Raw genomic sequence first — 24,225 nt, 5'->3', positions numbered from 1 at the left:
AGGTGATAGCAGTGTTTGATTTTCGTTCAACAATTGAGTCAATGGAATTGCCACCAAAAGCAATGAGATACGCTGATCGCTACTTAGAAAACTATATTCAAGGCTATTTAACTCTGGATGTGTATGGACGAGAAGCTTTAGAACTAAGTATTCAAAATGAGGAGGTATATGTAGGATCAATTATTGCAAAACAGCAGATTAAGAGCCGTGTACTAACAATTGAGTATGGAATTTTAACAGAAGGATTTGAAGATGGCCAGAAAAAATTTAATAAGCTGAAGCAATACTTGTTTCGATTGGATGATGTTCCCATCTCTTTTAAAGATGAAGACACGATTATTTTTTATGGTCGATTATCCAATATTACACAGCCTGAGTATCATACAAGGGATTTTGCGACAGGAAAAATCGAAATATTTTGTCAGGACCCATTAAAGTATTCGCGATTAAAAGAAAGTGGTAATGAGATTACAATTAATAGTCCGGTTGAAACAACACCTCGAAAAATAGAAGTAAAGATGATTGGCAGTTCTAGTCTACAGATAAAAAATACAACTACTGGGAAATTGATTAAGATAACTGGTGCGAGTATTTATTCAGGGAATACTGTCACATTTGATTTTGATAAGGGAAAGGTGTTTGTGAATGATGTTGATCGGACCACAATCCTTGACTTAGAAAGTGATTTTGAAAACTTCTATATTCATCGCGGAGACAAATTGACCTGCAGCAATGGAACCATGAAAATTTATGGAAGTGAGGTGTATCTATGAAACCAACTAGCTCTGTTTATTTTTTTGATGAAAAGCAACAGTTTATTAGAATGGTTACGAGAAAATATCTTACTCAAAACAAACAGGAAAAAGAAATTACTGCTGATAAATCAGAATTGTTAAATGACCAGTTAACAGTTTCTACTGTATTTGATAAAGAAATCGAAGGTGCAGCATACATGGCTGTAAAAGAAACAGATGGTTCCTTTTCAATGTACGAAATTCAAAATGCTGGTGATCCGGATGATCGGAATAATTTTGTTGGTGTCAATTTTGCAGTTACAGAGTTGGCTGGGTATATTGTGAAAGATATCCGGCCGACGAATCGAACCGTAAATTATGTTGCTAATCAGATATTAGGCTTTACAGATGGAGAGTGGCGCTTGGGTTATGTGAAACCTAATTTGCCAATTATTACAGATACATTCTATTATTTATCAGTAAAGGACTCTTTGAAGCAGCTACAGACTCATGGAGTTGAAATTCTCTTTAAATGTAAAATAGAAGGGAGAAAAATAACTGATAAATGGATAGAGATTTACGATAAAATAGGCACTGCTTCAAATAAACGATTTGTTTATGGGGGGAGTGCCTTATCTATTGTAAAAGAACAAGATCGTTCTCAACTTTATACTTCTCTGATAGGGAGGGGGAAAGGTGAAGAAGTTGGCGATGGGTATGGTCGAAGGATAGAATTCACTGATGTTGTTTGGAGAAAGACTTCTGGAAAACAAGTTTTTAAGCCGGCTGGTCAAAATTGGGTAGAACTCCCAGAAATGACTGAAAAGTATGGTATTCCATTAAAGAGTGGAGGGATGAGAAAACGTGAAGGTGTTGTGGTATTTGACGATATTGAAGATCCGGAAACGTTGCTGCTAAATACATACAATGCCTTAGTTGAAATCAGTCGGCCTTTAGTTCACTTCAAAACAGAAATCTTATCCGGTGATGAAGTAGGAAATACAATTCAAGTTCATCGCTATGATAGAGACTATCATTATAGGGCTAGAATTTTTAAAGTTGCCGTAGATCGATTAACTGGATTAGTTACCTCCGAAGTTGGAGATAACTTAGCAAAAAAATCTAGTGTGAAATCATCATCGGAGATTCAATTAAATCTCGAAAGGATTGATGAAGAAAAGGCTTCTTTTTATACATCTGAGCAAATTGCTCAGTATCAAAGCGATATCATTCGAGGTGCAAGAGGGGGTTCATTCCTCATACTGAACGAATGGGATTTGGGTATTTCTGATAACAGAGAGCCTTTCTGTTCAGTGTGGATGAATGGAAAATCATTAGAAACTTCTGATCACTTTTTTGTCGTTAATTCAGAAGGAGCGGGATTTATTGACGGAGATTTCAACCTAAATAATTTCCACACGGCTTGGACGATAGACGGCGTATTTAACGCTCGCTTTATTCAAACTGGAATTCTTGCAGGACCTAACTTCTACCTTGACCTTGATACAGGGGTTTGTACTTTTGCTAAAGGGAAGATAACTAGTTTAGATGGTAAGAGTGAGTGGAATCTGACCTCGAATTATTTTAAGTTGGATAATGGCCAAGCTATTAGACTTGATCCTGGTAAAGTTGCAATTTATAACGGAACAAATAAAATTGCCCAGTTTGACAGTCGAGGGAATGGTTTCTGGCGTGATAGCAAAGAGATTGGGTATATAGGAACAAGCAGCTGGTCAGGCAAGCCAAGTGTTAGAGGGTTAGCCTTCAATCTTGAAAATGAAGGCGGCGACTATATGACATGGTCATATAGGACAAGTTCAACATCAGATGTTTACACAACAATGTTGACAGTTGACCCTAAGGGACAGACTGGATATAACAGGGCTGGAATTTTCGCAGATTTAGACTTGTATGTAAGTGGAAGTAAAGGTGTCTTTACTAACCTGCTAGGTACAAGAGATCGTTCAAAAGAAATGAAGATTATGGAATATACTATATCCGGTAATCCTGGAATCGGCTTAATCTATGGTAATGCAGGGGTTATTATTACTAGCAGTGATGTCTTTATTAAAACGAGTAGTGGCATCTATTCATTCCAACAATGGGTGGTGAACAGTTAATGTCAAGACTAGATATTCCGGTACAACAAATTAGGAGAGTGAAAACAAAATCAGTAGAAGCTGAGGCCACCCCTGTACCGACGTGGAGAAAAGAAAGAAATAAATTGGTGAAGGAGATTATTGAAAATGAACGAACAAGCATATCAACAGAAGCTGAATGAAAACTTAGCTCTCCAAATAGGCCAGCTAACAATGCAGCTTGCTCAATATCAAACAAAAATAGAACTGCAGGAATATGAAAACAAAGCATTGAAAGATGAGCTTGAAAAACTGCAAAATAAGAAGTAGGTGAATGTTATGATTTACGATGAGATTTGGATTGATGTGAATAAGTTTCAGTCTGGCTATGCTATTGCAGCACGTAGAAATGAAGAACAGGCACAAATCAAAATTATTGTCACTAATGAAGGAAAGAAAATTAACAATAGTGCCTATACCCTGAAATTTGTAGGGAATAACCCTGTCGGTGATTTAACGAATGGTACAGCTGCTAGGATAACTGGGGAAGAAGGTGCTTACCTTTATACTTTTACTAAAGAAAACTTAGCTGTTTCTGGAAAATTCAAACTGGCCTACTTTGAATTGTACGATTCTTCAAACAAAAAAATTACTTCTTCTGATGTTCAGTTTCGTGTCATTGAAGAAGCTGATATGACTGCTGATCAAGCGACCATTCATGTCACATTGCTTGATGAAATGCTAAATAAGCATGACAAAGAACTTAGCAGCCAAAAACAAGAATTCGATGATTATTCAAATCAACAGAAAGATGAATGGGGAAATTTTGTAGATTCAAACAGAGAAATTCTTGAAAGTGCTGACCCAGGGGGAATCATCCTAACAGAACTGATTGATTCGCGAGCTGACACAGATGGAGAAGTCCATAAGCAATTGAGCTCAAGATTAGAGAGTGATACTCTAAAAACGATTGAGCGTGAAAAGTTCAAAGCAAATAGTGCGTTAGTCAGAAAAATTCAGGCTGATACACACAATGCGTTTTCAGATATCTGCTGGTCAGAGAGGAACAAGGAATATCTTTTGGTCTTTAGAGGCGGAGAACGTCATGTTGAAGGTCGAAATGGTGAGATTTACTTGAGCCGTTCTGCTGATGGTGAGAATTGGGAAGAACCAGAGCTAATTATCACTAATAGCGAGTATGACTTAAGAGATAGCTCAATTATAGAACTAACGAATGGGAAACTTTTGTTATCCCTATTTTTATATAGCTCTTCTCCAAAATTTGGAGAGACTTGGGTCTATTCATCTATAGATGGTGGTAAGACTTGGCAATCACCGGTCAAAGTAACAGAGGAACCATTGACATTCACTACCGACAAGATTGTCGAATTGAATAATAAAACGTTACTGATTCCGACCTATCAGGATGTTGGAGGAGCAATTGTAACGATATTCAAATCGAATGATGAAGGAAAAACGTGGCAAAGGTTAGCTTATGTTGGTGGTAGTACAGGTTGGAACTGCAGCGAGCCGATTCTTTATCAGTTAGAAAGTGGCAGGCTTGTTTGTCTTATTCGTACTGGAAATCTCTCTCTACCTCCCGAAATCAAAATAGCATACTCTGATGATAATGGTGTTACCTGGTCAGAAGTACAAACTTTGACTGAAGGTGAGAATGTTGTAAGAGGTCACGCTTCGGGAATGATTGAACACGGAGATTATCTTTATACTGGCTTAAGATATAGTACAGAGTCATGGAACTGGTTTGGCTTAGTAAAAATTGTCAAAATCGATAAAGAGACACTGACAGTCGTAGAACAATTTGTTTTGGATAAAGCCGGCCATAAAGATTGCGGATACACATCGTTTGCTACAAATCATGTAAATGATGAGCTTCTAATCACGTACTACATCAATGAACAAGCCTTTGAGGGACAAGTGGAAATCAAGGTATTAAAAAGTAATTTCTCTGTTTTCGAAAGTGAAACAAAAGCGATGATTCCGAATATTTCTACAGCTGATTTAAAAGCGCCCCATGTGTTGATGGATGATAAGCAAGGATTAGCTGTATTAAGCTTGTACCAGTTAAACAAGTTAGGAAGATACTTGCAGATGTTTGATCACAATTTTCAAAAAGCGTTTGAAATTGGTCTCACAGAAAACACTGCAGGAGTTTCCCATGTTCAGCTATATACTGGTGCGCCAGAAAGTACACTATGGCTACAGCCGCCCGGAAGAAATGGTGGAGTCAAGTTGATTTATGGTGATAACTGGCTTGAGATAAATGCTTTAGGAACAACAGTCTTTAGAAAAAGTATTGACTCTCGTTCAGGAGCAAACTTCTATAGTGCTTCAGCTCTGAGAATTCCGAATAATGTAAGCAGCGGCTATGTACCACTAGCAGTCCGTGAGGCAGGGACCACTGAGCAACGTCCGGAAGCTGTAAATACAGGCTATCTATACACAGATACGACCTTAAACAAACTCATTCAACGAATTGGAAGCAGCTGGTATGACGCTATGGGAAACAAGGTATGACATGTGTGGTTTAAAATAGAGAAAAGGTGGTAACAATGGAAATGTTTGATTATTTAGAAAGATTTATTATAGATGCGGATCATAAGGCGATTTATGTTCTAGCCTTAATTTGTGTAGCAATGGTAATTGATTTTCTTAGTGGAACTTTGGCGGCAAAAATTAATCCGAAAATCGAATTTGAAAGCAAGTTAGGTATAAATGGAATTTTGAGGAAAGTAGCAAGCATTGTCTTGTTACTTTTTTTCATTCCTTTAGCTCCACTAATTCCCGCAGGTGTTGGTGTTGGGTTAGTATATGTTCTCTATGTAGGGTACCTGTTGATGGAATTGAAATCAATTCTGGAAAACTATAAAAAAATGGGTGTAGCTACAGAATTATTCGAAGACTTTATCAATAAAATAAAGAGTAAGGATGATGAATAATGGCAAACATTGAAACTTCAATTAAATGGTTCTCAGACCGTTTGGGAAAAGTCACTTACTCAATGAATAGCCGACTTGGGCCTTCAAGCTATGACTGCAGTTCAGCTGTTTATTTTGCATTAAGAGCTGGCGGGTTTCTTTCTGACGGTGTAATGGGAAATACAGACTCACTTTTTGGGCATTTAGAAGCGGCAGGCTGGAAGAAGGTAGTTGCGAATAGTGACGGTAGTTTTACAGTCAAGCGTGGAGATATTTTCATTTGGGGCGTTCGTGGACAAAGTGGAGGCGCAGCAGGACATACAGGGATTTTCCTTGATAGTGCAGACAACATTATTCATTGCAATTTTGGTTATAATGGAATTACTGTGAATAATCATGATGTGATTTGGGGTTACAATGGAAAGCCTGCCGTGACAATCTATCGGTATAACGGTTCAGGAGAAACGACAGTTCCGGATGGTGAAACAAATACACAACCGAATACATCGATTCCATCGAATAATAAAGTCTATCGAGTAGATGACCTTCAATATGTGAACAGCATTTGGCAAGTGCGCTGTAACGAACTTGCACCAGTTGATTTTGACTGGACACAGAATGGCATAGCCTGTGCTGATATCACACTTACTGACAGCAAAGGAAATGTTCTTGCTAACCAAGTGACAACCAAAGGAAGCTACTTTGTCATTCCTGAAATCAATGTGAACGATGTTGGATTAGCGCAAAAGGGTAGCGGTAACTACTACTGGTTACCAGTTCAATTTAGAAATGGCGGTAGAGTGTGGCTCAGTGCTTGGAACAAAAAACATCTATTAAAAGGTTAAGAAAAGCCCTGTTACTCATGTAGTTTGAGTTTCGGGGCCTTTTTTTATGGAATATTATAGCTATTTTTTCTTACTTTTGATAGGATTGAGTAAAAAGGGATTGATAAAAATCGAAGAAAATAGATATCGAAAGATTTATGTCTTAAAGTTGGAAAATAAAGGATTTGAGTACTATGTTGGACATACCTCAAAAACCATGGAAAATATTTTTAAGGAACATCTTAATGGTGGCAGAGCACTAACCAGGAATAATCAGCCTGTTGAGATTGTGGAAGTTTCTGAGATTGGATTGACTGATAGACTTAAGGCGGATAATCTCACAACCAATAAAGCTGTAGAATGTATGGGGAGATATGGGATAGAAAACGTTAGAGGTGGTCGCTTTACTTCTAAGAATAAAGAATACCATTTGCAAGATGTAGCGATTCACATTAGCTTAGATGAAGATTTAGCATTTCTTGCTCCAGAAATGAGAGCGCTGTGTAAAAAGGATAAAACTGGATTAGTAAATAGATATGAAAAAAATTTACCCTCGTAATGGTTTACTATCTTTGTAGTTAGTATTGTATTTTTTAAGCAAATGACTGCAAATTTACATGAAGATATGCGGGAAATATACGCTTAAAAGTCATTCAATTATAAAGTAACTTTTATATACGAGTTGTTTACGGATAAAAATCAGATTTTTGAGTCATTGAAAAGGTCATTCCCTTTTGGGTGGCTTTTTTTAGAATGAAAAATTACGAACGCTAACCGAATTTTTAAAACTATTTTTCATATATAATTTGAGTATAAGGTTAATAGTACGATTTTGAACGTAGCGTGAATTGTAGATATATAGTAAAATAATATAAACGGAAAATATTTTATATTATACTTGAAAAGGCGATGACGTCAATTTCTTGTTTACAATTAAAAATAGTGTGATAATATAGTATATATTGACACTATATATGGTGCGTGGTGGATTATATGGTTAAAAATGATAAATTATATGACAAAATCAAGAGAAGTCCAAATAATACATCTTTTATAGATTTAAAAAAACTACTGGAGTATTATGGTTTTATTGTAAAAAATAGAACTGGAGGATCACATTATACTGTGACACATCCAAAGATAGATTTTCCTATCAAACCATTGGCAAAACATTCACCAGTGAAAAGACCATATGTAAAAGATTTCTTGAATTGGATAGATGAAGTGAAGGAGGATTAAGTCTTATGAAAACATTAGATGAGTATATGGAGTTGGATTATAGAATGTTGGTTGAGACTGTTCATGATGAAGGTGATACCTATTATGCTATTTCCTATCCAGACCTTCCGGGATTAATCATTTATTCCGATGATAAGTTAGAAGGTCTAGAAGAAATAGAAGAAGCAAAAAAAGAATGGTTTGCTGCAGCTTTAGATACGAAAGTTAGAATACCAGAGCCTGTTAAAGAAAGTGATTGTTCTGGGAGAATCACTTTGAGAATTCCTAAACAATTACATGAAGAAATTAGAACTAAAGCATCAATAAATGGCATTAGCCTAAATTTATATGTAAATCATTTGATTGAGCAAGGACTAAGAGGCTTTGATTTGAAAACTATTGAGAATCAAGTTAAACAGATGATGAGAGGGGTTTCCTCTAGTGTTGAAAATATTTCAACAACAATTTCATCTGAGCTAAAAAAAGAAGAGGTTCATTTTCACATTACTGAGAATCAATTTGGTAAGAGTCTATATAATATTAATACTAGTAAAAGTGTAATTTCTCAAACGGTTCAAGATGATAAAAAAGTAGTAACATTTAGGACATCCGCTAAAACATCTGTAGTTTGAGTTAACGGAGGTATAGAAAATGAAGATTGGAATAGCATACACTTCAATAAAAAAATTAAGTTTTGAAACTTTAAAAAATAAGCATGAAGAAGGAAGTAATGGAGGAGGATCCCTATCTTTTACTTTCCCTGAGGATATAAGGAATCAAAAAGGTGAAAAGTTTGAGTTTCAAGCACAATTAGAAAATAAGTTCATTGAGGAAAATTACACTATAGAAACTGTAGTGGAAGGTTCTTTTGAAATGTACAAACAGGAGTTCATTGATACAGAAATTGAGCTAGTTGCAGAGGAAGTGTCAACTGTATTATTGGGAAAAATTAAACTATATATAGGGTTGTTATCTCAAGAAACCCAAAACTTTGTGACAATTCCTGATATGGTAATGGAATTCTCTGAGAGGGAAAAGACTTCTGAATAGAGGTCTTTTTCTATAGTAATTTGTAAAAAATGAAAAGTAATATGATGTTGAGATGAAAAAGAAAAAATATTTTAGAATTATGATTTTAATTCTTCAAGCTTGGCACAAATATAAATTATCATATTGACAATAAAAAAAGAGGACAGCTAAATTGCTAGTCCTCTTTCTTATAGTATTCATTTTCTGAAGCGTTTAAGTAGAAAATAAACTTCTCAATACCTACTTCGTTAATTAACCGTTGACCACAGCCCCATATTAGCTCATGAAACTCCTCGTAACTAATTAAATGAGCCTCATATTCATCTACTAAGTTCATCCAGCAATCATTTTGAGCGGATTACTCACGAATTCCCTAATAAAACTATTTGGATTTCTTACAGCGAATTTTTCAATAATTAACTGGTTTCTACTATTATAATGTCCGAACACTGACAACTCGAAAGTATTATCATCTAAGAACATAATCAAGTTTGCAAGGTCCCGGCGAGCGATAAAGCAATTAATATCCTCATTTCGTGTGTGTAGTGTGAATCTTACGAGCATCTCAGGGAATGCAGAAACTAATCTAATCTTATCAGCAATTCCAGTAGCGCCTCTTTTATTCATATGAAATCCCCTCTCTCTTGAATAATTCTTCTCTTAAATCACTATATCGCATAATTTTTTTAGTTGAAAAATCTGATAGCTTACTTTCCTTTTTAAAGAGTTGTGTGTGTCCTGTCTCCTCAATAGCTAATTCGAAAATATGAAAGTGTTCAGCATTTGAAACAGGGAAAGCAGCAATGTAATTTCGTTCTGTTTTAGAATTGAATGTCCAAATTTGATAGTATTCATCATCTATCTTAATTCTCTCAGAAGACAGTCTCCTAAAAGGATGAACTTTCATTCTATAGAAATATGTGTAAGCAGTTGTTGTTTTTTTGAGATGAACAGTTTTTACATATCTCATAAAATCACCTTAAAACGATTATACGAACTAACGTTCGATTTGTCGAGAATTAAAGGGGTAACTATTTGAAAAGAAAATCCATCATTCACTTACTAGAATTTAATCAAGGTTTAAACGATAGTTTCCGTCTGGAAATCCTACGCCCTCACAGAGTGACATCAGATTTACTTTGAGAATGCAGGAATGTGGAGAGATGATGGGAATTGAGGTGCTGGATCATATTATTATCGGTCAGGAGAGCTATGTCAGTATGCGAGAGGAAAACTTTTTGAGCGGTGAGAATTAGATTTCTTGCAAAAATAAAGGGTCGCGTGTAAAATGGATTTGTAATCTTGTTTGGGACAGTATAGAAGATTTGGTTAAGTATTAACCCTCTATCGTACACGGGCAAAGTTACAATTATTTCAGTGCTTAAGCACGAGGAGGAACAGTAATGGAACAAGGAACAGTAAAATGGTTTAACGCAGAAAAAGGGTTTGGATTTATCTCTCGTGAAGATGGAAGCGACGTTTTTGTACACTTCTCAGCAATTCAAGGAGACGGCTTCAAAACATTAGAAGAAGGTCAAGCTGTAACTTTTGATGTAGAAGATTCAGATCGTGGTCCTCAAGCGACAAACGTTGAAAAACAATAATTAGCCCATTCGAAACACCTGACTATTCGTCGGGTGTTTTTTTGTTTGCGAAAAATAATTATCAGCGAGGACTAAAGTACACGAGAAAGAGATGAACAGAAGTAGTTCGAGCTATAGCACTTTACAAGGCCAATTTATTTTTTTTAATCTATTTTGTGTGAAGAAAATAAAAATATAGATATTTCAATCATATGGAAGGCATGATAGAATGGTGTTAAGTCTTATGTACAATAAGATGATTAAAAATTGTATGTTGTTTCAAGCATAATTTAAAAGGAGGGAATTTATGAAGAAGAAACAAATTGTTAGTCTATTGGGGCTAAGTCTTTTTTTGGCAGGAAGTATTAACGGTACAACTATTGCCAGTGGAGAAGAAAACAAAGTTGAGAATGAAATCACTGAACAATTGGAGCAGGATGAGAGCTCGGAGACAGTCTCCAAGGCTGCACCGAAAATGGCACGTCAACGCGCTGCTGGTACAATGCTGTCAGCGGAGGATTATCAAAAGGTTCTTCAGCTGCAAGCAGAGTATAAGACAATTTATGATAATTTGCCGACAGGAGAAAAATTTATTACGGCACCACTGGTATCGGCAGTGAATGGGTATGCATTAGGCACCTTCAAGAATGAACAAACAGAAAGTATAGACGATATTGTAAACTTTTACCGCAGACTAGCCGGAGTCGATGAGATTCCTTATTCAAGCACGGCAGAAACAGTTGCTCAACAAGCATCAATTGGAATGGCAGCTGTTCAAACACAGTCTCACTATATTTATGATAATTTTTCTAAACCGGCTGGAATGACAGATGAGTTTTGGCTTGCAGCAGGAGATGGGGCAAAATATTCCAATATTCATTCCTCGTTAGCAGAACAAACAATCGAATATCATGCCAACAGTTTTATGGTAGATTATGGTTCCGGAAACAAGCAAGCGGGTCACAGAAGAGGAATCTTAGGATTGACAGCAGCCGATTTTGGTGTCGGCTATGCAAAGGCTGAGCAGGTAAAAACGGAAGGGTCGAATTTCTTTACAGCTCTCTATGTAAATAGCACGTGGGGAGCCTTCAGCAAATATAGTACAGATACCGTCAGTCATTGGCCGGCAGAGGGAATGTTCCCTTATGAAATGTACAATGCAGAGAATCCGTATAATACAGACTACTATAAAAACAATACAAATGCTTCAATAAAAGCGAGATACGAAAAAAATATGCGCTGGAGTGTCTTTATGCACCAGAATAACCAATATTTACCGGCAGATTCGGTGAAGGTCTATCTGACAGATAATGATACCGGTGTTACAACAGAGATAAAGAATGATACGAATGGCGGAGAGCTGACTGTTGTTGATGTAACCTCAAGTGGTGCAGTCAACAGAGGGTATGATACGATTGTTTTCCGACCAAATAATTCCTATGAAGTGAAGAAGGATACGGTCTATACGGTCAAAGTTACAGGAATTGAACGCAATGGACAACCCACAGAATATCAATACGATACCCGTTTTGTTGGGATGTACGATCAATACCAAGGGGAACAGGTAGCAGTGACAGGTGTGGAAGTGACAGCTTCTATGGCAGAAATGATGATTGGTGAATCACAGCAATTGACTGCAACTGTCAAGCCGGAGCTTGCGAGTAATAAAACAGTGAACTGGACTAGCTCGAATACAGAAGTAGCAAGTGTGTCAGCTACTGGTGTGGTAACGGCTAAGAAAAAAGGGTCAGTTGTTATAACTGCTACAACGGAAGATGGCGGAAAAACAGCTCAGACAACGCTCAATGTTCTTGAAACTTATCCGGACATTACCAAGATTACGATTACAAGACCTGAGAAAAATATCATCTACTTGAATGGTACGATGCAGTTGGAGGCAACACTTGAGCCGGCAAACGCAAATAGAAATGACCTTGTATGGGAAAGTGCCAATGCACAGGTGGCGACTGTTGCGAATGGTTTAGTAACAGGGAAAAAGAACGGGATTGTAACCATTACGGCAAAATCTGCTAAAAACGGTGCAATCAAGGACAGCTATCAAGTGGTTGTGACAAACAAAGACAACAAGACCTATTTAACAAAGACTGTAGGACAAACGATTACTGACACCTTTGATTATGGTGCTGCTTCAGAACACTTTAGCTGGAATGAAGAACTGCTTTATGGCTCGCATTCAAGCACAGGAAGCAAAGGGATGTATCGAATGACTGCGCCGGAAGCCGGAACCTATCGTATCAAGATGAATGTTGATTTAGATAATCCGGATACAGCGGCGTACGAGCGGGAATATGGCGTGTATAATGAATTTTTTGAGATGTTTGCTAAGGACCCCGATGGGAGTCTGACGCAGCTGAACAGCATTTACTATAGTGTAAATATCGATTATTATACGGCAGCAAAAGGCTGGACATCAAATCGAAAAGTGCTGAAATACAATCCGGAAGACACTGTGATCGAGCTGGCTAAAAACGAAACAATCCATTTCCAAGTGTATGCTCGCTCACGCGTGCTAGATGATACATTCTGGATTAGTAATGGTAAATTGAATTATGAACATGGTGTATATATGGGAACTTCCTTTGAAATGACTATGACGAAGGAATAATTTCCTGAGTTATTATTGAAACTGAATGGATGCTGTAGTACACAGCGTCGATTCAGTTTTTTGCTTTGGATAATGAATATTTTGGACAACAAAAAAGCATGAGGCTATTTCTGCCTCATGCTTTTAGTAGTTAATTAACTGTCATAATCATTGGTAAAATCATCGGATGACGTTCAGTTTTTTCAAACAGATACGGTTGAAGTGTCGCAGTGATTGCTTCGCACAGCTTCGCTTCAGTACAATTTTCATCCTTTAGAGCATCACGCATTGCATGGAACAGCAAGCGTTGTCCTTCGTTAATCATGTCACCGGATTCTCGCATATAAACAAAACCACGAGAAAGAATATCTGGTCCGGCCTGAATTTCCTTGTTTTTGATATCTACTGTAGCTACAGCTAAAACAAGACCTTCCTCTGATAGAATTCTACGATCACGCAGAACGATATTTCCGATATCACCAACACCGTTACCATCAACATACACATCGCTGGCATTGAAATGACCGGCTGAACGAGCACTGTCTGCAGTTAGGGCAAGAACATCGCCGTTCTCCATGATGAAACAGTTTTCTTCCGGTACACCAACATCATTTGCTAAAGATGCGTGAATTTTCAGCATACGGAATTCTCCGTGTACTGGAACAAAGTATTTAGGCTTCATCAGACGAAGCATCAGCTTTTGTTCTTCCTGTCCACCATGTCCTGATGTATGGATATTATTAATTTTTCCATGAATGACTTCTGCACCGGCTTCTGACAACAGGTTAATAAGACGATTGACACTCGTTGTATTCCCTGGAATCGGAGAGCTTGAGAAGACGACAGTATCACCGGGCTGCACAGATATTTGTCTGTGTGTACCGTTAGCAATACGGCTTAAAGCAGCCATCGGTTCTCCTTGAGAGCCTGTACATAAAATCATCACTTCATTTGCCGGTAGTTGATTCAGCTGTGAAGCATCAACAAAAGTTCCTTTTGGTACGTTGATATAGCCTAGGCGTTCGCCGTTAACAATCGCATTTTCCATACTGCGTCCAAAAACGGCGATTTTTCTGCCGGAATGAACAGCTGCTTCAGCAGCCTGCTGTAATCTGAAGATGTTTGAAGCAAAGCTGGCGAAGATAATTCTACCGTCTATTTTTTCAAAAATCTTCTTAATTGAAGCGCCGATTGTTTTTTCTGATTTTGTAAATGTGGGAATTTCAGCATTGGTACTGTCTGAAAGCAGACATAATACCCCTTCTTCACCAATTTTTGCCATCCGATGAAGGTTCGCCGGTTCACCAACAGGAGTAAAGTCAAACTTGAAGTCGCCGGTTGCGACAACATTTCCGGAAGGTGTTTTTACAACAACCCCTAATGCATCGGGAATACTATGCGTTGTTCTGAAGAAGCTTACAACGGTTTTTCTAAAACGAATTACTGTATCTTCATTGATTTCATGGAGCTCAGCATCTCGCAGTAAACCGTGTTCATCCAGCTTATTTGTAATCAAAGCAAGTGCTAATGGTCCCGCATAAATTGGAATATTTGCCTGACGCAACAAGTAAGGAACGCCACCGATATGGTCCTCGTGACCATGGGTGATGACTAACGCCTTAACTTTTTGTAGATTTTGAATGATGTAGCTGTAATCAGGAATCACATAATCGATTCCCAACAGGTCATCCTCAGGGAATTTGATTCCCGCATCAATCAGGATGATTTCATCCTGAAATTGGACACCATATGTGTTTTTACCGATTTCGCCCAGTCCGCCAATACCGAAAACGCCGGTTTCATTATTTTTTATATTTACCTTCATATTAAAACTCCGTTAATTTGAAATCCGCATGCTCCTGCTCATAAGCTAGGTGATTTCCATCAAGCAATTGGACGTATTCGATATTGTAAGGTGTGTTTTCTTCGACTAGTTGGCGAACAGCGACATCACTTTCACCTTCAACATAGATAGACTGTGTGTCTTCTCTTTTGGGATTTCTGACTTTTGTTTCTTGATAATAAACCTTGTAGATCATATTAGATTATCTCCTTCTATATGCTTGCGCAATTTTATTGATTTTCTTTTTAAAATTTGTACACAACAAAATGAGGTGGTCCGCCACCCTGAAAAGTATTTGCCACCAAGAACACGGAGTTGATGGTGAATGAAGCCTAGTCATTACTTCATTTTATTATGTGCATGATGTGAAAAAAATTCAACCGTCCTGTTTGTTGCTTCTACAACAATTAGTGCTATTTTATCATAGAATAATTCAGAAGTATAGAAAGGACTACTATTATTTATTAGGATCTTTAGAAATGAAAAGGGAGCAGCAAAAGCAATTCGTCCAGTCCATTCTCTGGACGAAAAAACCAGTCTGACTCTTGATTGACCGGTCTGGAATAATAGCTATGTCCTTTTTAGGTGATTTATCAGACTTATACCGAGAGTTTCTTGCATATTTTTATAGATGAAAAGAATCATTTTTTCTGTTTCAGAACATTTACCATCGTATTAGTTTTATGCTATAGTGGAAGCACTGGACTAAATTTTGAAGAAGGAGATGATTACTTGAAATTGATGTGGCATTACACGATGAGATACAAGAAATTATTGCTTGCAGATTTCATTTGTGTATTTGGGTTTATATTGATTGAATTGGGGCTGCCGACAATTTTGGCACGTATGATTGATCAGGGGATCCAACAAAATGACTACGAATATGTCAAACAGCAGGGGATAGTGATGATTGTTATTACGATTATCGGTGTTATTATGAATATCATGCTGGGTTATTTTGGGGCAAGGATCACAACGCATATCGTTCAGGACATTCGGAATGACCTGTTTGAAAAAGTACAGACATTTTCTCATCATGAGTATGAATCGCTGGGCGTTTCTTCATTGATTACTCGTACAACAAACGATGCTTATCAAATTATGCTGTTTATGGGAAATGTGTTGAGAACAGGATTTATGACCCCTATGATGTTTATTGTCAGCTTAGTAATGGTTGTCCGAACCAGTCCGTTTCTGGGATTGTTTGTTTTAGGGGCATTACCAATTTTACTTGTCGCAGTGGTACTGATTGCAAAAATATCAGAGCCTTTATCAAATAAGCAGCAGAAAAATCTTGATGGTATTAATGGTATCTTAAGAGAAAACCTGTCAGGCTTACGTGTCATTCGGGCATTTGTAAATGAAAAATTTGAAGAATCACGTTTTAAGAAAGTCAATGATGACTATACAAGCAGCTCTAAAAGTCTGTTTCGTTTAATGGCTGCAGCACAGCCAGGCTTTTTCTTCCTATTCAATATCGTGATGGTGTTGATTATTTGGAACGGAACCTTGCAGATTGATGCCGGCAATTTAGCGGTCGGAGATTTGATTGCGTTTATTGAATATATTTTTCATGCACTGTTCTCATTTATGTTATTTGCGAGTATGTTCATGATGTACCCTCGTGCGGCAGTTTCTGCTCGACGGATTCAGGAAGCTTTCGACATGCAACCGGACATCAAAGAAAACGAGCAAGGCGTAACAGAAACAGAGAAGAAAGGGTATTTGGAGTTTAAAAATGTAACCTTCGCCTACCCGGGGCATGCGCAAAGTCCTGTTGTCAGAAATGTGAATTTTACAGCATCACCAGGAGAAACAGTTGCCTTTATCGGAAGTACAGGAAGCGGAAAATCAACACTGATTCAGTTAATTCCAAGATTCTACGATACATCTGAAGGACAGGTGCTGGTGGATGGTGTCGATGTTCGAGACTACAAGCTAAGTGCATTACGTGAAAAAATTGGTTATATTCCGCAAAAGGCGTTGTTGTTTACCGGAACAATTGCAGATAATCTACGTTACGGAAAAGAAGATGCAACGATGGAGGAAATGGAGCGTGCAGCAGATATCGCACAAGCCTCCGAGTTCATTTCGCAAAAACCAGCGGGCTTCGATGAACTGCTCTCAGAAGGCGGAGCAAATTTCTCCGGCGGACAAAAGCAACGACTATCAATTGCTCGTGCAGTCATCAGAGATCCGGAAATCTATATTTTTGACGATAGTTTTTCTGCCTTGGATTATCAAACCGATGCCAAGCTTCGTGCACGATTGAAAAAGGAAACAGGGAATTCTACTGTACTGATTGTGGCACAGCGCGTGGGAACGATTATGCATGCTGACAAGATTGTTGTTTTGAACGAAGGGAACATCGTCGGAATGGGAACACATAGAGAATTACTTGAGAGCTGTCCGGTCTACTATGACATTGCGGCTTCTCAATTGTCAGAGGAGGAATTAGCATGAAAAACGGGCTTTCTTCCATTAAACGTCTAGGACAATACATCAAACCTTATAAAAAGACGTTTATTCTAGTTATTATTTTTACCGTCCTGACGGTTGCGTTGAATGCAGCGATGCCTTATGTATCTGGACTTCCAACAACTGAAATCGCAAAGAATCTTTCGCGTGGGGAATCAATTAACTTCTCCTATATTTTACAGTGTCTGATTTGGATTTTGCTTGTAGGACTTGGCTATTGTGCCGCACAGTTTTTATCGGGCTATATGATGACAACTGTTGTACAAGACTCAATGAAGGATTTACGTAGAGACATTGATGAAAAAATCAACCGTTTGCCGGTTTCTTATTTTGATAGAAACCAGCAGGGGAATATTCTTTCCAGAGTAACCAATGATGTGGATGCAGTGAGCAATGCGCTCCAACAAAGCTTTATCAATATTGTTTCTGCCGTTCTAGGTATCTTGATGGCAGCGGGTATGATGTTTTATATCAACATTCGCTTGGCATTGATTTCTATGATTATGATTCCGGTGTCTATCTTCATTTCACAGACGATTGTTAAAATCTCACAAAAATATTTTCAAGGCATGCAAAATGCTTTAGGTGACTTGAATGGTTATGTACAGGAAAACATGACTGGTTTCAGTATTCTGAAGCTGTATGGACGCGAAAAGCAAACGTTAGACGGATTCAAGCAAGTCAATCAAAACCTGCAGGATTATGGATTTAGAGCATCCTTCATTTCCGGATTGATGATGCCGTTAGTTCAATTGACTGCTTATGCTACGTATATTGTGATTGCTGTCTTAGGTAGTAGAGATGTTATCTATGAGGTGATTGCCGTTGGTCAGTTACAGGCGATGATTCAGTATATCTGGCAAATCAGTCAGCCAATGGGGAATATCACACAGTTGTCGGCTGCTTTACAAAGTGCATCCGCAGCGACAAAACGTGTCTTCGAAATTCTGGATGAGCCGGAAGAAGAAATCAATGAAAAGGATATCTTATTGCCTGAACCGATAGAAGGAAATGTTCAATTTGAGCATGTCAGCTTCAGCTATGATCCGAAAAAACCGCTTATCCGAGACTTGAATTTTGAAGTAAAAGCCGGTCAAACAGTGGCGATTGTCGGTCCTACCGGAGCTGGAAAGACGACCTTGATTAACTTGCTGATGCGTTTCTATGATGTGAGTGATGGGGCAATTAAAGTTGATGGTGTCGATACGAAGCAGATGAATCGAAGCGATGTGCGTTCTATTTTTGGGATGGTTCTCCAAGATGCTTGGCTGTATCAGGGAACGATTGCTGATAATATCCGTTTCGGGAAGCTGGATGCAACAGATTATGAAGTTGTTGATGCAGCTGAAACAGCCAATGTGGATCATTTTATTCGAACAATGCCTGATGGGTACGAGATGGAGATTAACGCAGAAGGAGATAATGTCTCTCTTGGGCAAAAGCAGTTATTGACGATTGCTCGTGCGGTGATTTCTGATCCGAAAATCTTAATTTTGGATGAGGCGACCAGCTCTGTAGATACGAGGTTGGAAGCATTAATTCAAAAAGCAATGGATAAAGTGATGCAAGGGCGTACCAGCTTTGTTATCGCTCACCGTTTGTCAACAATTAGAGAAGCAGACCTGATTCTAGTGATGAATCAAGGTGAAATCATTGAAAAGGGCACACATAATGAACTCCTTGAGCAAGGCGGCTTTTATGAGAAATTGTATAATAGCCAATTTGCTGAAGACGGCGATTATGATTAATTGAAATAGCTGCTGAAAAAATATAAAAAGCTGCTCAGGATCAGGTTTTCTGATTGCTGACCAGCTTTTTTGTTTATTCTTATTTAGTAGGTTTGCTATACTTTAGTGAGAAAAGAGGGAGTAGTCATGAACGAAAAAAATAGATTTATAGCTAACAGTGCTGATGTATGCGGAATGGTCGAGCTTGCAGATGAGACCAGTGTCTGGTATCAGGCTGTTTTGAGAGGTGACAATCAGACAATTAAGGTCGGAAGAGGGAGTAATATTCAGGATGGAACAATCATTCACGTAGATACTCATGCGCCGGTTCAAATCGGTGAGTACGTAACGGTTGGGCATCAATGTATGCTTCATGGCTGCGAAATCAAAGATGGTGCATTGATTGGTATGAGCAGTATTCTATTGAACGGCTCAAGTATTGGCGAAAATGCGATGATTGGTGCTGGTTCGCTGGTAACAGAAGGTACGGTCATTCCCGCCGGAGTCTTGGCATTCGGTAGACCGGCAAAGGTTATTCGTCCATTGACAGAGGAGGAAATACGTAAGAATAGAAAAAATGCAGAGCACTATATCGCACTTTCCAAAAAGCATAGAGCCGGCGATTTCTCTAAACTGGAGCGGTAAAATGACCGTGCGGATTAATCGGATTTTTCTTGATAAAGTGCTAGAATCATAGACAGAGAGGGGCGAGGTTTATGTATTTGAAGATTACAGATAAAGCGCAGGAAAAACTGTTGACGTACAATGAGGAAGGCGCAGTCATCGTTTTAGACTTGGATGATGGGGTTGGCGAATATTCTAAGGTCGGTATTTGTTCTCTAGACACTAGCTTTCGCTTGCTGATACTGGATAAATCCCAATCTCGTAAAGACTATGCGGAATCTTTGGAGAATAATATTGGAGATATCTATATCAAGGATTATTCAAAACGTTACTTGGACGAAGCGATGACCTTGGATTTTGATGAACGACTCCATGCTTTACAGTTGAATGGACCAAGTGGTGTATTGGATGGCAATGTGCCTATTGTTGATTTACGACCTGAAAAGACAATTGGCTAAAAGGGAATTGATAGGTTGTAAAAAGGAATGGCAAGCATAGTTAATATAGAAAGAGTTTGGACAGAAATAAACGTTCGACTCTATTTACCCTAAAATCCGAATGAACGGCGGGACAAAAGCAACTCCTTCGGAATTAAGCCAAACTATCCTGAAAATATGAGGAGCTATTTTCGGATAGTTTGGCTTAATTCTCGGAGCTGACCGCTTTTGTCACGACCTCTATTTCGGTCGTTCTATGTCTATGATATTGCTGATATGAGCATAACTGCTGCCGGCAAGTCGAGCAACAGGCTGAAGTGATTCCGGAAGAATATATTCTTTTTCGAGGTCAAAAATATCTTCGTTAAAATAGAAATCTGTCACTTCAGCAATGATTAAGTCAGTAACAACTGCTCCTTCATGATTCGTTATAGGGACATGCTGGTGGAGTGTTGCTTCCATGCGCAGTTTTGCCTGCTTGATTCCCGGTACACGAACAGAACGACTGGACACTGTTTCAATTTGATTTAACAAAATCTCACTTTCATCTTCTGGCAGAGAAGTAGCAGTTTGATTCATTGCAGTAAGAACCGCATCATCAACCAGGTGGATAACAAGCTCTTGGTTTTGCAGAATATTTCTGGCTGTATCTTTCATCTGTCCCTGTCTTCTAAGAATTGCCAAAGTAATCAAAGGCAGTTCAGAAGAGGCGGCGCTAAAGAAGCTGAAAGGTGCGGCATTAACCACCTTGGAATCCTCATCCATCGTTGTAACCCAGGCAATTGGCCGAGGAATAATGCTGCCGGATAGAAATTTATACTGTTGTTTTTTGGAAAGCATATCGCTTGAGTAGTGCAGCATAAGAGCCTCCTTTAGCGTACTTGGTTTGCATCAGAAGTATCAAAAGGTCGAACAAAACCTTCGATTTCTTCACGTTTAGGTTCTAAGAATGGTGGTAATGAAAGCTTTTCTCCTGCATGCTCATAGGTTTCATCTTCAAGGAATCCCGGACCATCGGTTGCCAATTCGAATAGTACGTGAGGAGCAGCCATAAAGTATTCGGATTCGAAATAGAAGCGTTCGACAAAGCCGGAATTCGGAAATTCCAGTTGATCTATTTTGTTAATCCAAAAGCGCAGTGCTTCTTGGTCAGCCACACGTAAAGCTAAATGGTGGACATTACCAAAGCCTTCCATTGCTTGCGGGATATCATCGCGATGAACAACGATAATGCTGGCGCCATTTCCGCCTTCGCCAATTTCAAATAGATGGTAACTGCCTTCTGCATCCACTAAATGGAAGCCGAGTACTTCTGTTAAGACCAATTGCATATGTTCAAAGTTTGCAACAGTCACAAAAACAGGTCCTAAGCCAATGATGGCATGTTCAGCAGGGACATTTGAGTTTTTCCATGGTGTACCACCTGCAACCCCTGTGTTGTTTTCATCTGAAATCAATTGATAGTGCTGCTCGTCAAAATCTTCAAATTCTACATATTTTTTCCCAAAACGTTCTGTGATTTCCCCGTGAGAAATATTATGTTCATTGAAGCGTTCAATCCAGTACATCAAAGAGGCGTCATCTTTTACACGGAAAGAAGTTCTTGAGATAGAATCCGTTCCTTTGGTTCCTTTAGGAATTCCAGGAAAATCGAAGAAAGTCATATCGGTTCCGGCACTGCCTAAATCATCTGTGAAATATAAATGATAGGTTTCGATATCGTCTTGATTGACGGTTTTTTTTATGAGACGAAGCCCTAAAATGTCAGTGAAAAAGCGGTAAATTTTTTCAGCACTTGAAGTCATTGCTGTTACGTGGTGTAGTCCTCTGATATTTGTATCCATAATTAAGCCCTCCAAATTTATACGACTGGAACAAGCTCGATAACACAAAAGTGACGAACTAATTGATAAAACTAAACATGATCGCTGCATTTTCGCATAAGAGATTGTTTTTCTCAATCCGTATAAAATTCTATTTTTATTTAACTTACTAAAAGTAAGTATATAGTGCTGTTAAAATAAAAGCAACTAATCTGTCTCTTTCATTATCGTGTATCTTAAAGAAATATGCTAGGATAGTGATGGAGGAGAAAACGATGAACTATAACACACTACTTTTTGATTTAGACGGCACAATTACAGATTCCGGCCCTGGTATTTTGAACTCGGTTCAATATGCGCTGAAAAAAATGGCTTTACCGATTCCGGAAATCGAGCAGCTCTACTCATTTATTGGTCCGCCGTTGAAAGACTCTTTTATGACTGGCTATCAGCTGGATGAAGCAACTGCAAATCAGGCGGTTGCATATTATCGGGAATACTACGTAGAAAAAGGGATGTATGAGAACATCGTTTATGATGGGATTCCAGAGCTTCTGAAGGAAATGAATGAAGCCAGGCTGAAGCTTTATATTGCTACTTCGAAGCCGGAGGTTTTTGCCAAACAGATTTTGGAACATTTTGACTTGGCGCATTACTTTGAAGGAATTTATGGTGCCAGCCTAGATAATAGCCGATCAAGTAAGGGCGCAGTGATTCGCTATGCGATGAAAGAAGGAGAGATTCCTATTGCTGCCAGCTTAATGATTGGTGATCGAGAACACGATGTTTTAGGAGCAAAAGAAAATCAGCTGGACTGTCTGGGTGTTCTTTATGGATATGGAGATAGAATAGAGCTGGAAACTGCCGGGGCATTGTATTTAGCGGAGACACCAAAAATGATTCGTGAGTTTATTCTAAATAAATAATAAAAGAACGGACAATCATCGTCGATTGTCCGTTCTTTCATTCTCTTTTATAGTAATGCTTTGTCCAATGCGTCATTTAGGCGTTTCATTTGGTCTTTATCGAAAACAAGCGGGCCGTTTTCTCTCAGCGCATCAGCTTCTTCTGATGTGAATAAATCTGGATTGAGCTCAATTTGTTCAATTAAATCATCTAGGTATTCATCCATATATGAATCATCGCCATATAAATCCTGATAATCATCCAGATCCACTTCTTCTTCCTCTTCTTCGGCAAAAATCGAATCCATGATTACTTGGAATCTCTCTTCACTTAGAATGTCTCGTTTGCCGGGAACCTTAATTTCTCCGCTCTTTTTCTGAGGTGTAATCTTAATCTTTAAGACTAAATCCATCCCCATATCAGTCGTATCATCCTGATAACCCATTGTAACTGTACTTGTAACCTTATTGGTTTTTGTGTTGACACTGACTTTTATTTTCAGTGTGTCAAAGCTGCTTTTCAGAGCAGTAATGCCTTCTTGGAAAGTTTTCTGTGATTCTTTGTCTTTTGCTTCTTTTGCATAATCCTTCAACGCTTCCATAACAGCAAGGATTTCCTTTTTTGTAAAGGTATGAGAAATCACATCGTCCTTCTTAGTGAAAGAATCCTTATCAAAAATGTCCATGATTTCCTTCATCTTTTTGATTAAAGCCAAATCGAAGCCGCCGTCGTTATCTTTATCGTCGTCTTCTTTTTCTGAATCGTCGTCAAACTGATTCGTGATGTAGTCGATGTTGATGAATTTTCCTTCTAATTTATCAAGGTCAGACTGACTGATAGTTGCAGGGTATTGAAATGCTTCAGCGATATCCAATGCACCGGTAACAAAACTGGTAGACAAGTACATGTTTTCCTTTTCTGTAACGAATTGGAATGGGATAGATTCGCCGTACATGTTTAACTTAAGCTCTGTTTCAGAAACTTCTTTTTCCTCGTCAGAAGCAAAAGAGCCATCCAGGGTAATTCCCTTTATTTGACTGGCAAGCATTCCCATATACAGATTACTGCTTGCATCATTGCTTGTGTAGTCGAAATCATCAACACTCAATTCAAATTTTGAAGCTTCAGCTGCACTACTCCCTACATTAGAGAGTGCTTCGATAAATTCTGTTCGGGGATCATTCCAACAGCCGCTCAGCAGAAAAACTGATACGGTACTAAGAACACCCAGCCCCCATTTTTTCAATTTCATTTCTAGTTCCTCCTTCAACAATATATAAACCCTATACAAAATTTATATATTCCTATTCTACTAGCAAATAAGGAAAAATTATATCCTTTTTTTGAAATTTATTTTTTACATTGGTGAGAGACACT

At 38.3% G+C, this 24,225-nt stretch carries 24 protein-coding genes and 1 pseudogene; 18 read left to right on the top strand and 7 right to left on the bottom strand.

Annotated elements, in window-relative coordinates:
- Positions 1–11 precede the first annotated feature (11 nt).
- The 10 genes from IW510_RS06725 to IW510_RS06680 all read left to right on the top strand — a co-directional run bounded on the left by IW510_RS06725 (position 12) and on the right by IW510_RS06680 (position 8,843).
- The gene (locus IW510_RS06725; RefSeq protein WP_202058054.1) at positions 12–773 is read left to right on the top strand and encodes a distal tail protein Dit; all 762 of its coding nucleotides are present in this window, start codon (positions 12–14) and stop codon (positions 771–773) included.
- Complete coding sequence (locus IW510_RS06720; protein ID WP_202058052.1) at positions 770–2,854, top strand: phage tail spike protein; 2,085 nt, start codon at positions 770–772, stop codon at positions 2,852–2,854. Before IW510_RS06725 ends, IW510_RS06720 begins: the two co-directional genes overlap by 4 nt.
- A gap of 126 nt (positions 2,855–2,980) precedes the next feature.
- Positions 2,981–3,142 (top strand): hypothetical protein, encoded by a 162-nt coding sequence (locus IW510_RS06715; RefSeq protein WP_202058050.1) that lies wholly within the window; start codon positions 2,981–2,983, stop codon positions 3,140–3,142.
- A gap of 9 nt (positions 3,143–3,151) precedes the next feature.
- The gene (locus tag IW510_RS06710; protein WP_202058048.1) at positions 3,152–5,350 is read left to right on the top strand and encodes an exo-alpha-sialidase; all 2,199 of its coding nucleotides are present in this window, start codon (positions 3,152–3,154) and stop codon (positions 5,348–5,350) included.
- Between the two features lie 35 nt (positions 5,351–5,385).
- A complete protein-coding gene (locus tag IW510_RS06705; RefSeq protein ID WP_202058046.1) occupies positions 5,386–5,772 on the top strand; it encodes a phage holin family protein in 387 nt (128 codons plus the stop codon).
- Positions 5,769–6,596 (top strand): peptidoglycan amidohydrolase family protein, encoded by an 828-nt coding sequence (locus tag IW510_RS06700; protein ID WP_442896399.1) that lies wholly within the window; start codon positions 5,769–5,771, stop codon positions 6,594–6,596. Before IW510_RS06705 ends, IW510_RS06700 begins: the two co-directional genes overlap by 4 nt.
- Before the next feature lie 46 nt (positions 6,597–6,642).
- Complete coding sequence (locus IW510_RS06695; protein ID WP_202058041.1) at positions 6,643–7,134, top strand: hypothetical protein; 492 nt, start codon at positions 6,643–6,645, stop codon at positions 7,132–7,134.
- 434 nt (positions 7,135–7,568) lie between these two features.
- Positions 7,569–7,814: a type II toxin-antitoxin system HicA family toxin gene (locus tag IW510_RS06690; RefSeq protein WP_202058040.1), complete on the top strand. Its 246-nt coding sequence runs from the start codon at positions 7,569–7,571 to the stop codon at positions 7,812–7,814.
- Between the two features lie 5 nt (positions 7,815–7,819).
- Positions 7,820–8,425, top strand: coding sequence for a toxin-antitoxin system HicB family antitoxin (locus tag IW510_RS06685; RefSeq protein ID WP_202058038.1), 606 nt, complete (start codon positions 7,820–7,822; stop codon positions 8,423–8,425).
- A gap of 19 nt (positions 8,426–8,444) precedes the next feature.
- Positions 8,445–8,843, top strand: coding sequence for a hypothetical protein (locus tag IW510_RS06680; protein WP_202058036.1), 399 nt, complete (start codon positions 8,445–8,447; stop codon positions 8,841–8,843).
- 154 nt (positions 8,844–8,997) lie between these two features.
- On the opposite strand, the gene IW510_RS06675 is transcribed toward IW510_RS06680, so the two are convergent.
- Both IW510_RS06675 and IW510_RS06670 read right to left on the bottom strand, forming a co-directional pair.
- Positions 8,998–9,159 (bottom strand): hypothetical protein, encoded by a 162-nt coding sequence (locus IW510_RS06675; protein WP_202058034.1) that lies wholly within the window; start codon positions 9,157–9,159, stop codon positions 8,998–9,000.
- A gap of 282 nt (positions 9,160–9,441) precedes the next feature.
- Entirely contained in the window at positions 9,442–9,792 is a 351-nt protein-coding gene (locus IW510_RS06670) for a hypothetical protein (protein WP_202058033.1), read from the bottom strand.
- A gap of 124 nt (positions 9,793–9,916) precedes the next feature.
- Here IW510_RS06670 and IW510_RS06665 point away from each other — a divergent pair.
- The 3 genes and pseudogenes from IW510_RS06665 to IW510_RS06655 all read left to right on the top strand — a co-directional run.
- Positions 9,917–10,078, top strand: a pseudogene (locus tag IW510_RS06665) (JAB domain-containing protein); the annotation flags it as partial.
- A gap of 147 nt (positions 10,079–10,225) precedes the next feature.
- Complete coding sequence (locus IW510_RS06660) at positions 10,226–10,426, top strand: cold-shock protein (protein ID WP_202058032.1); 201 nt, start codon at positions 10,226–10,228, stop codon at positions 10,424–10,426.
- A 286-nt stretch (positions 10,427–10,712) separates the two neighbouring features.
- Positions 10,713–13,031, top strand: coding sequence for an Ig-like domain-containing protein (locus tag IW510_RS06655; RefSeq protein ID WP_202058031.1), 2,319 nt, complete (start codon positions 10,713–10,715; stop codon positions 13,029–13,031).
- 130 nt (positions 13,032–13,161) lie between these two features.
- On the opposite strand, the gene rnjA is transcribed toward IW510_RS06655, so the two are convergent.
- Both rnjA and IW510_RS06645 read right to left on the bottom strand, forming a co-directional pair.
- Positions 13,162–14,835 (bottom strand): ribonuclease J1, encoded by a 1,674-nt coding sequence (rnjA, locus tag IW510_RS06650; RefSeq protein ID WP_202058029.1) that lies wholly within the window; start codon positions 14,833–14,835, stop codon positions 13,162–13,164.
- Position 14,836: 1 nt separating this feature from the next.
- On the bottom strand, positions 14,837–15,049 hold the full coding sequence (locus tag IW510_RS06645; protein WP_202058028.1) for a DNA-directed RNA polymerase subunit epsilon: 213 nt from the start codon (positions 15,047–15,049) through the stop codon (positions 14,837–14,839).
- 536 nt (positions 15,050–15,585) lie between these two features.
- Between IW510_RS06645 and IW510_RS06640 the strand changes: the two genes are divergently transcribed.
- From IW510_RS06640 to IW510_RS06625, 4 genes are all read left to right on the top strand, one after another.
- On the top strand, positions 15,586–17,316 hold the full coding sequence (locus IW510_RS06640) for an ABC transporter ATP-binding protein (protein WP_202058027.1): 1,731 nt from the start codon (positions 15,586–15,588) through the stop codon (positions 17,314–17,316).
- Positions 17,313–19,079 (top strand): ABC transporter ATP-binding protein, encoded by a 1,767-nt coding sequence (locus IW510_RS06635; RefSeq protein ID WP_202058025.1) that lies wholly within the window; start codon positions 17,313–17,315, stop codon positions 19,077–19,079. Before IW510_RS06640 ends, IW510_RS06635 begins: the two co-directional genes overlap by 4 nt.
- 126 nt (positions 19,080–19,205) lie before the next feature.
- Entirely contained in the window at positions 19,206–19,703 is a 498-nt protein-coding gene (locus IW510_RS06630; protein WP_202058024.1) for a gamma carbonic anhydrase family protein, read from the top strand.
- A 71-nt stretch (positions 19,704–19,774) separates the two neighbouring features.
- Positions 19,775–20,140, top strand: coding sequence for an iron-sulfur cluster biosynthesis family protein (locus IW510_RS06625; RefSeq protein WP_202058023.1), 366 nt, complete (start codon positions 19,775–19,777; stop codon positions 20,138–20,140).
- 219 nt (positions 20,141–20,359) lie between these two features.
- Here IW510_RS06625 and IW510_RS06620 read toward each other — a convergent pair whose 3' ends face one another.
- Both IW510_RS06620 and IW510_RS06615 read right to left on the bottom strand, forming a co-directional pair.
- On the bottom strand, positions 20,360–20,980 hold the full coding sequence (locus IW510_RS06620) for a flavin reductase family protein (RefSeq protein ID WP_202058022.1): 621 nt from the start codon (positions 20,978–20,980) through the stop codon (positions 20,360–20,362).
- Between the two features lie 11 nt (positions 20,981–20,991).
- Complete coding sequence (locus IW510_RS06615) at positions 20,992–21,963, bottom strand: ring-cleaving dioxygenase (RefSeq protein WP_202058020.1); 972 nt, start codon at positions 21,961–21,963, stop codon at positions 20,992–20,994.
- Between the two features lie 254 nt (positions 21,964–22,217).
- Between IW510_RS06615 and IW510_RS06610 the strand changes: the two genes are divergently transcribed.
- Positions 22,218–22,868 (top strand): HAD family hydrolase, encoded by a 651-nt coding sequence (locus IW510_RS06610; RefSeq protein WP_202058018.1) that lies wholly within the window; start codon positions 22,218–22,220, stop codon positions 22,866–22,868.
- 47 nt (positions 22,869–22,915) lie between these two features.
- Here the strand turns inward: IW510_RS06610 and IW510_RS06605 are convergent, their stop codons facing one another.
- Positions 22,916–24,100, bottom strand: coding sequence for a hypothetical protein (locus IW510_RS06605; protein WP_202058016.1), 1,185 nt, complete (start codon positions 24,098–24,100; stop codon positions 22,916–22,918).
- Positions 24,101–24,225 lie beyond the last annotated feature (125 nt).

This window comes from Enterococcus sp. BWR-S5, from assembly GCF_016745255.1.
Lineage (GTDB): Bacteria > Bacillota > Bacilli > Lactobacillales > Enterococcaceae > Enterococcus_L.
This window is presented reverse-complemented; position numbering and strand designations above follow the sequence as displayed.

Coding starts and splice junctions, on each gene's coding strand:
- IW510_RS06720 (WP_202058052.1), top strand. CDS start 770: ATGAAACCAACTAGCTCTGTTTATTTTTTTGATGAAAAGCAACAGTTT.
- IW510_RS06715 (WP_202058050.1), top strand. CDS start 2,981: ATGAACGAACAAGCATATCAACAGAAGCTGAATGAAAACTTAGCTCTC.
- IW510_RS06710 (WP_202058048.1), top strand. CDS start 3,152: ATGATTTACGATGAGATTTGGATTGATGTGAATAAGTTTCAGTCTGGC.
- IW510_RS06705 (WP_202058046.1), top strand. CDS start 5,386: ATGGAAATGTTTGATTATTTAGAAAGATTTATTATAGATGCGGATCAT.
- IW510_RS06695 (WP_202058041.1), top strand. CDS start 6,643: ATGGAATATTATAGCTATTTTTTCTTACTTTTGATAGGATTGAGTAAA.
- IW510_RS06690 (WP_202058040.1), top strand. CDS start 7,569: ATGGTTAAAAATGATAAATTATATGACAAAATCAAGAGAAGTCCAAAT.
- IW510_RS06685 (WP_202058038.1), top strand. CDS start 7,820: ATGAAAACATTAGATGAGTATATGGAGTTGGATTATAGAATGTTGGTT.
- IW510_RS06680 (WP_202058036.1), top strand. CDS start 8,445: ATGAAGATTGGAATAGCATACACTTCAATAAAAAAATTAAGTTTTGAA.
- IW510_RS06675 (WP_202058034.1), bottom strand. CDS start 9,159: ATGAACTTAGTAGATGAATATGAGGCTCATTTAATTAGTTACGAGGAG.
- IW510_RS06670 (WP_202058033.1), bottom strand. CDS start 9,792: ATGAGATATGTAAAAACTGTTCATCTCAAAAAAACAACAACTGCTTAC.
- IW510_RS06660 (WP_202058032.1), top strand. CDS start 10,226: ATGGAACAAGGAACAGTAAAATGGTTTAACGCAGAAAAAGGGTTTGGA.
- IW510_RS06655 (WP_202058031.1), top strand. CDS start 10,713: ATGAAGAAGAAACAAATTGTTAGTCTATTGGGGCTAAGTCTTTTTTTG.
- rnjA (WP_202058029.1), bottom strand. CDS start 14,835: ATGAAGGTAAATATAAAAAATAATGAAACCGGCGTTTTCGGTATTGGC.
- IW510_RS06645 (WP_202058028.1), bottom strand. CDS start 15,049: ATGATCTACAAGGTTTATTATCAAGAAACAAAAGTCAGAAATCCCAAA.
- IW510_RS06635 (WP_202058025.1), top strand. CDS start 17,313: ATGAAAAACGGGCTTTCTTCCATTAAACGTCTAGGACAATACATCAAA.
- IW510_RS06630 (WP_202058024.1), top strand. CDS start 19,206: ATGAACGAAAAAAATAGATTTATAGCTAACAGTGCTGATGTATGCGGA.
- IW510_RS06625 (WP_202058023.1), top strand. CDS start 19,775: ATGTATTTGAAGATTACAGATAAAGCGCAGGAAAAACTGTTGACGTAC.
- IW510_RS06620 (WP_202058022.1), bottom strand. CDS start 20,980: ATGCTGCACTACTCAAGCGATATGCTTTCCAAAAAACAACAGTATAAA.
- IW510_RS06615 (WP_202058020.1), bottom strand. CDS start 21,963: ATGGATACAAATATCAGAGGACTACACCACGTAACAGCAATGACTTCA.
- IW510_RS06610 (WP_202058018.1), top strand. CDS start 22,218: ATGAACTATAACACACTACTTTTTGATTTAGACGGCACAATTACAGAT.
- IW510_RS06605 (WP_202058016.1), bottom strand. CDS start 24,100: ATGAAATTGAAAAAATGGGGGCTGGGTGTTCTTAGTACCGTATCAGTT.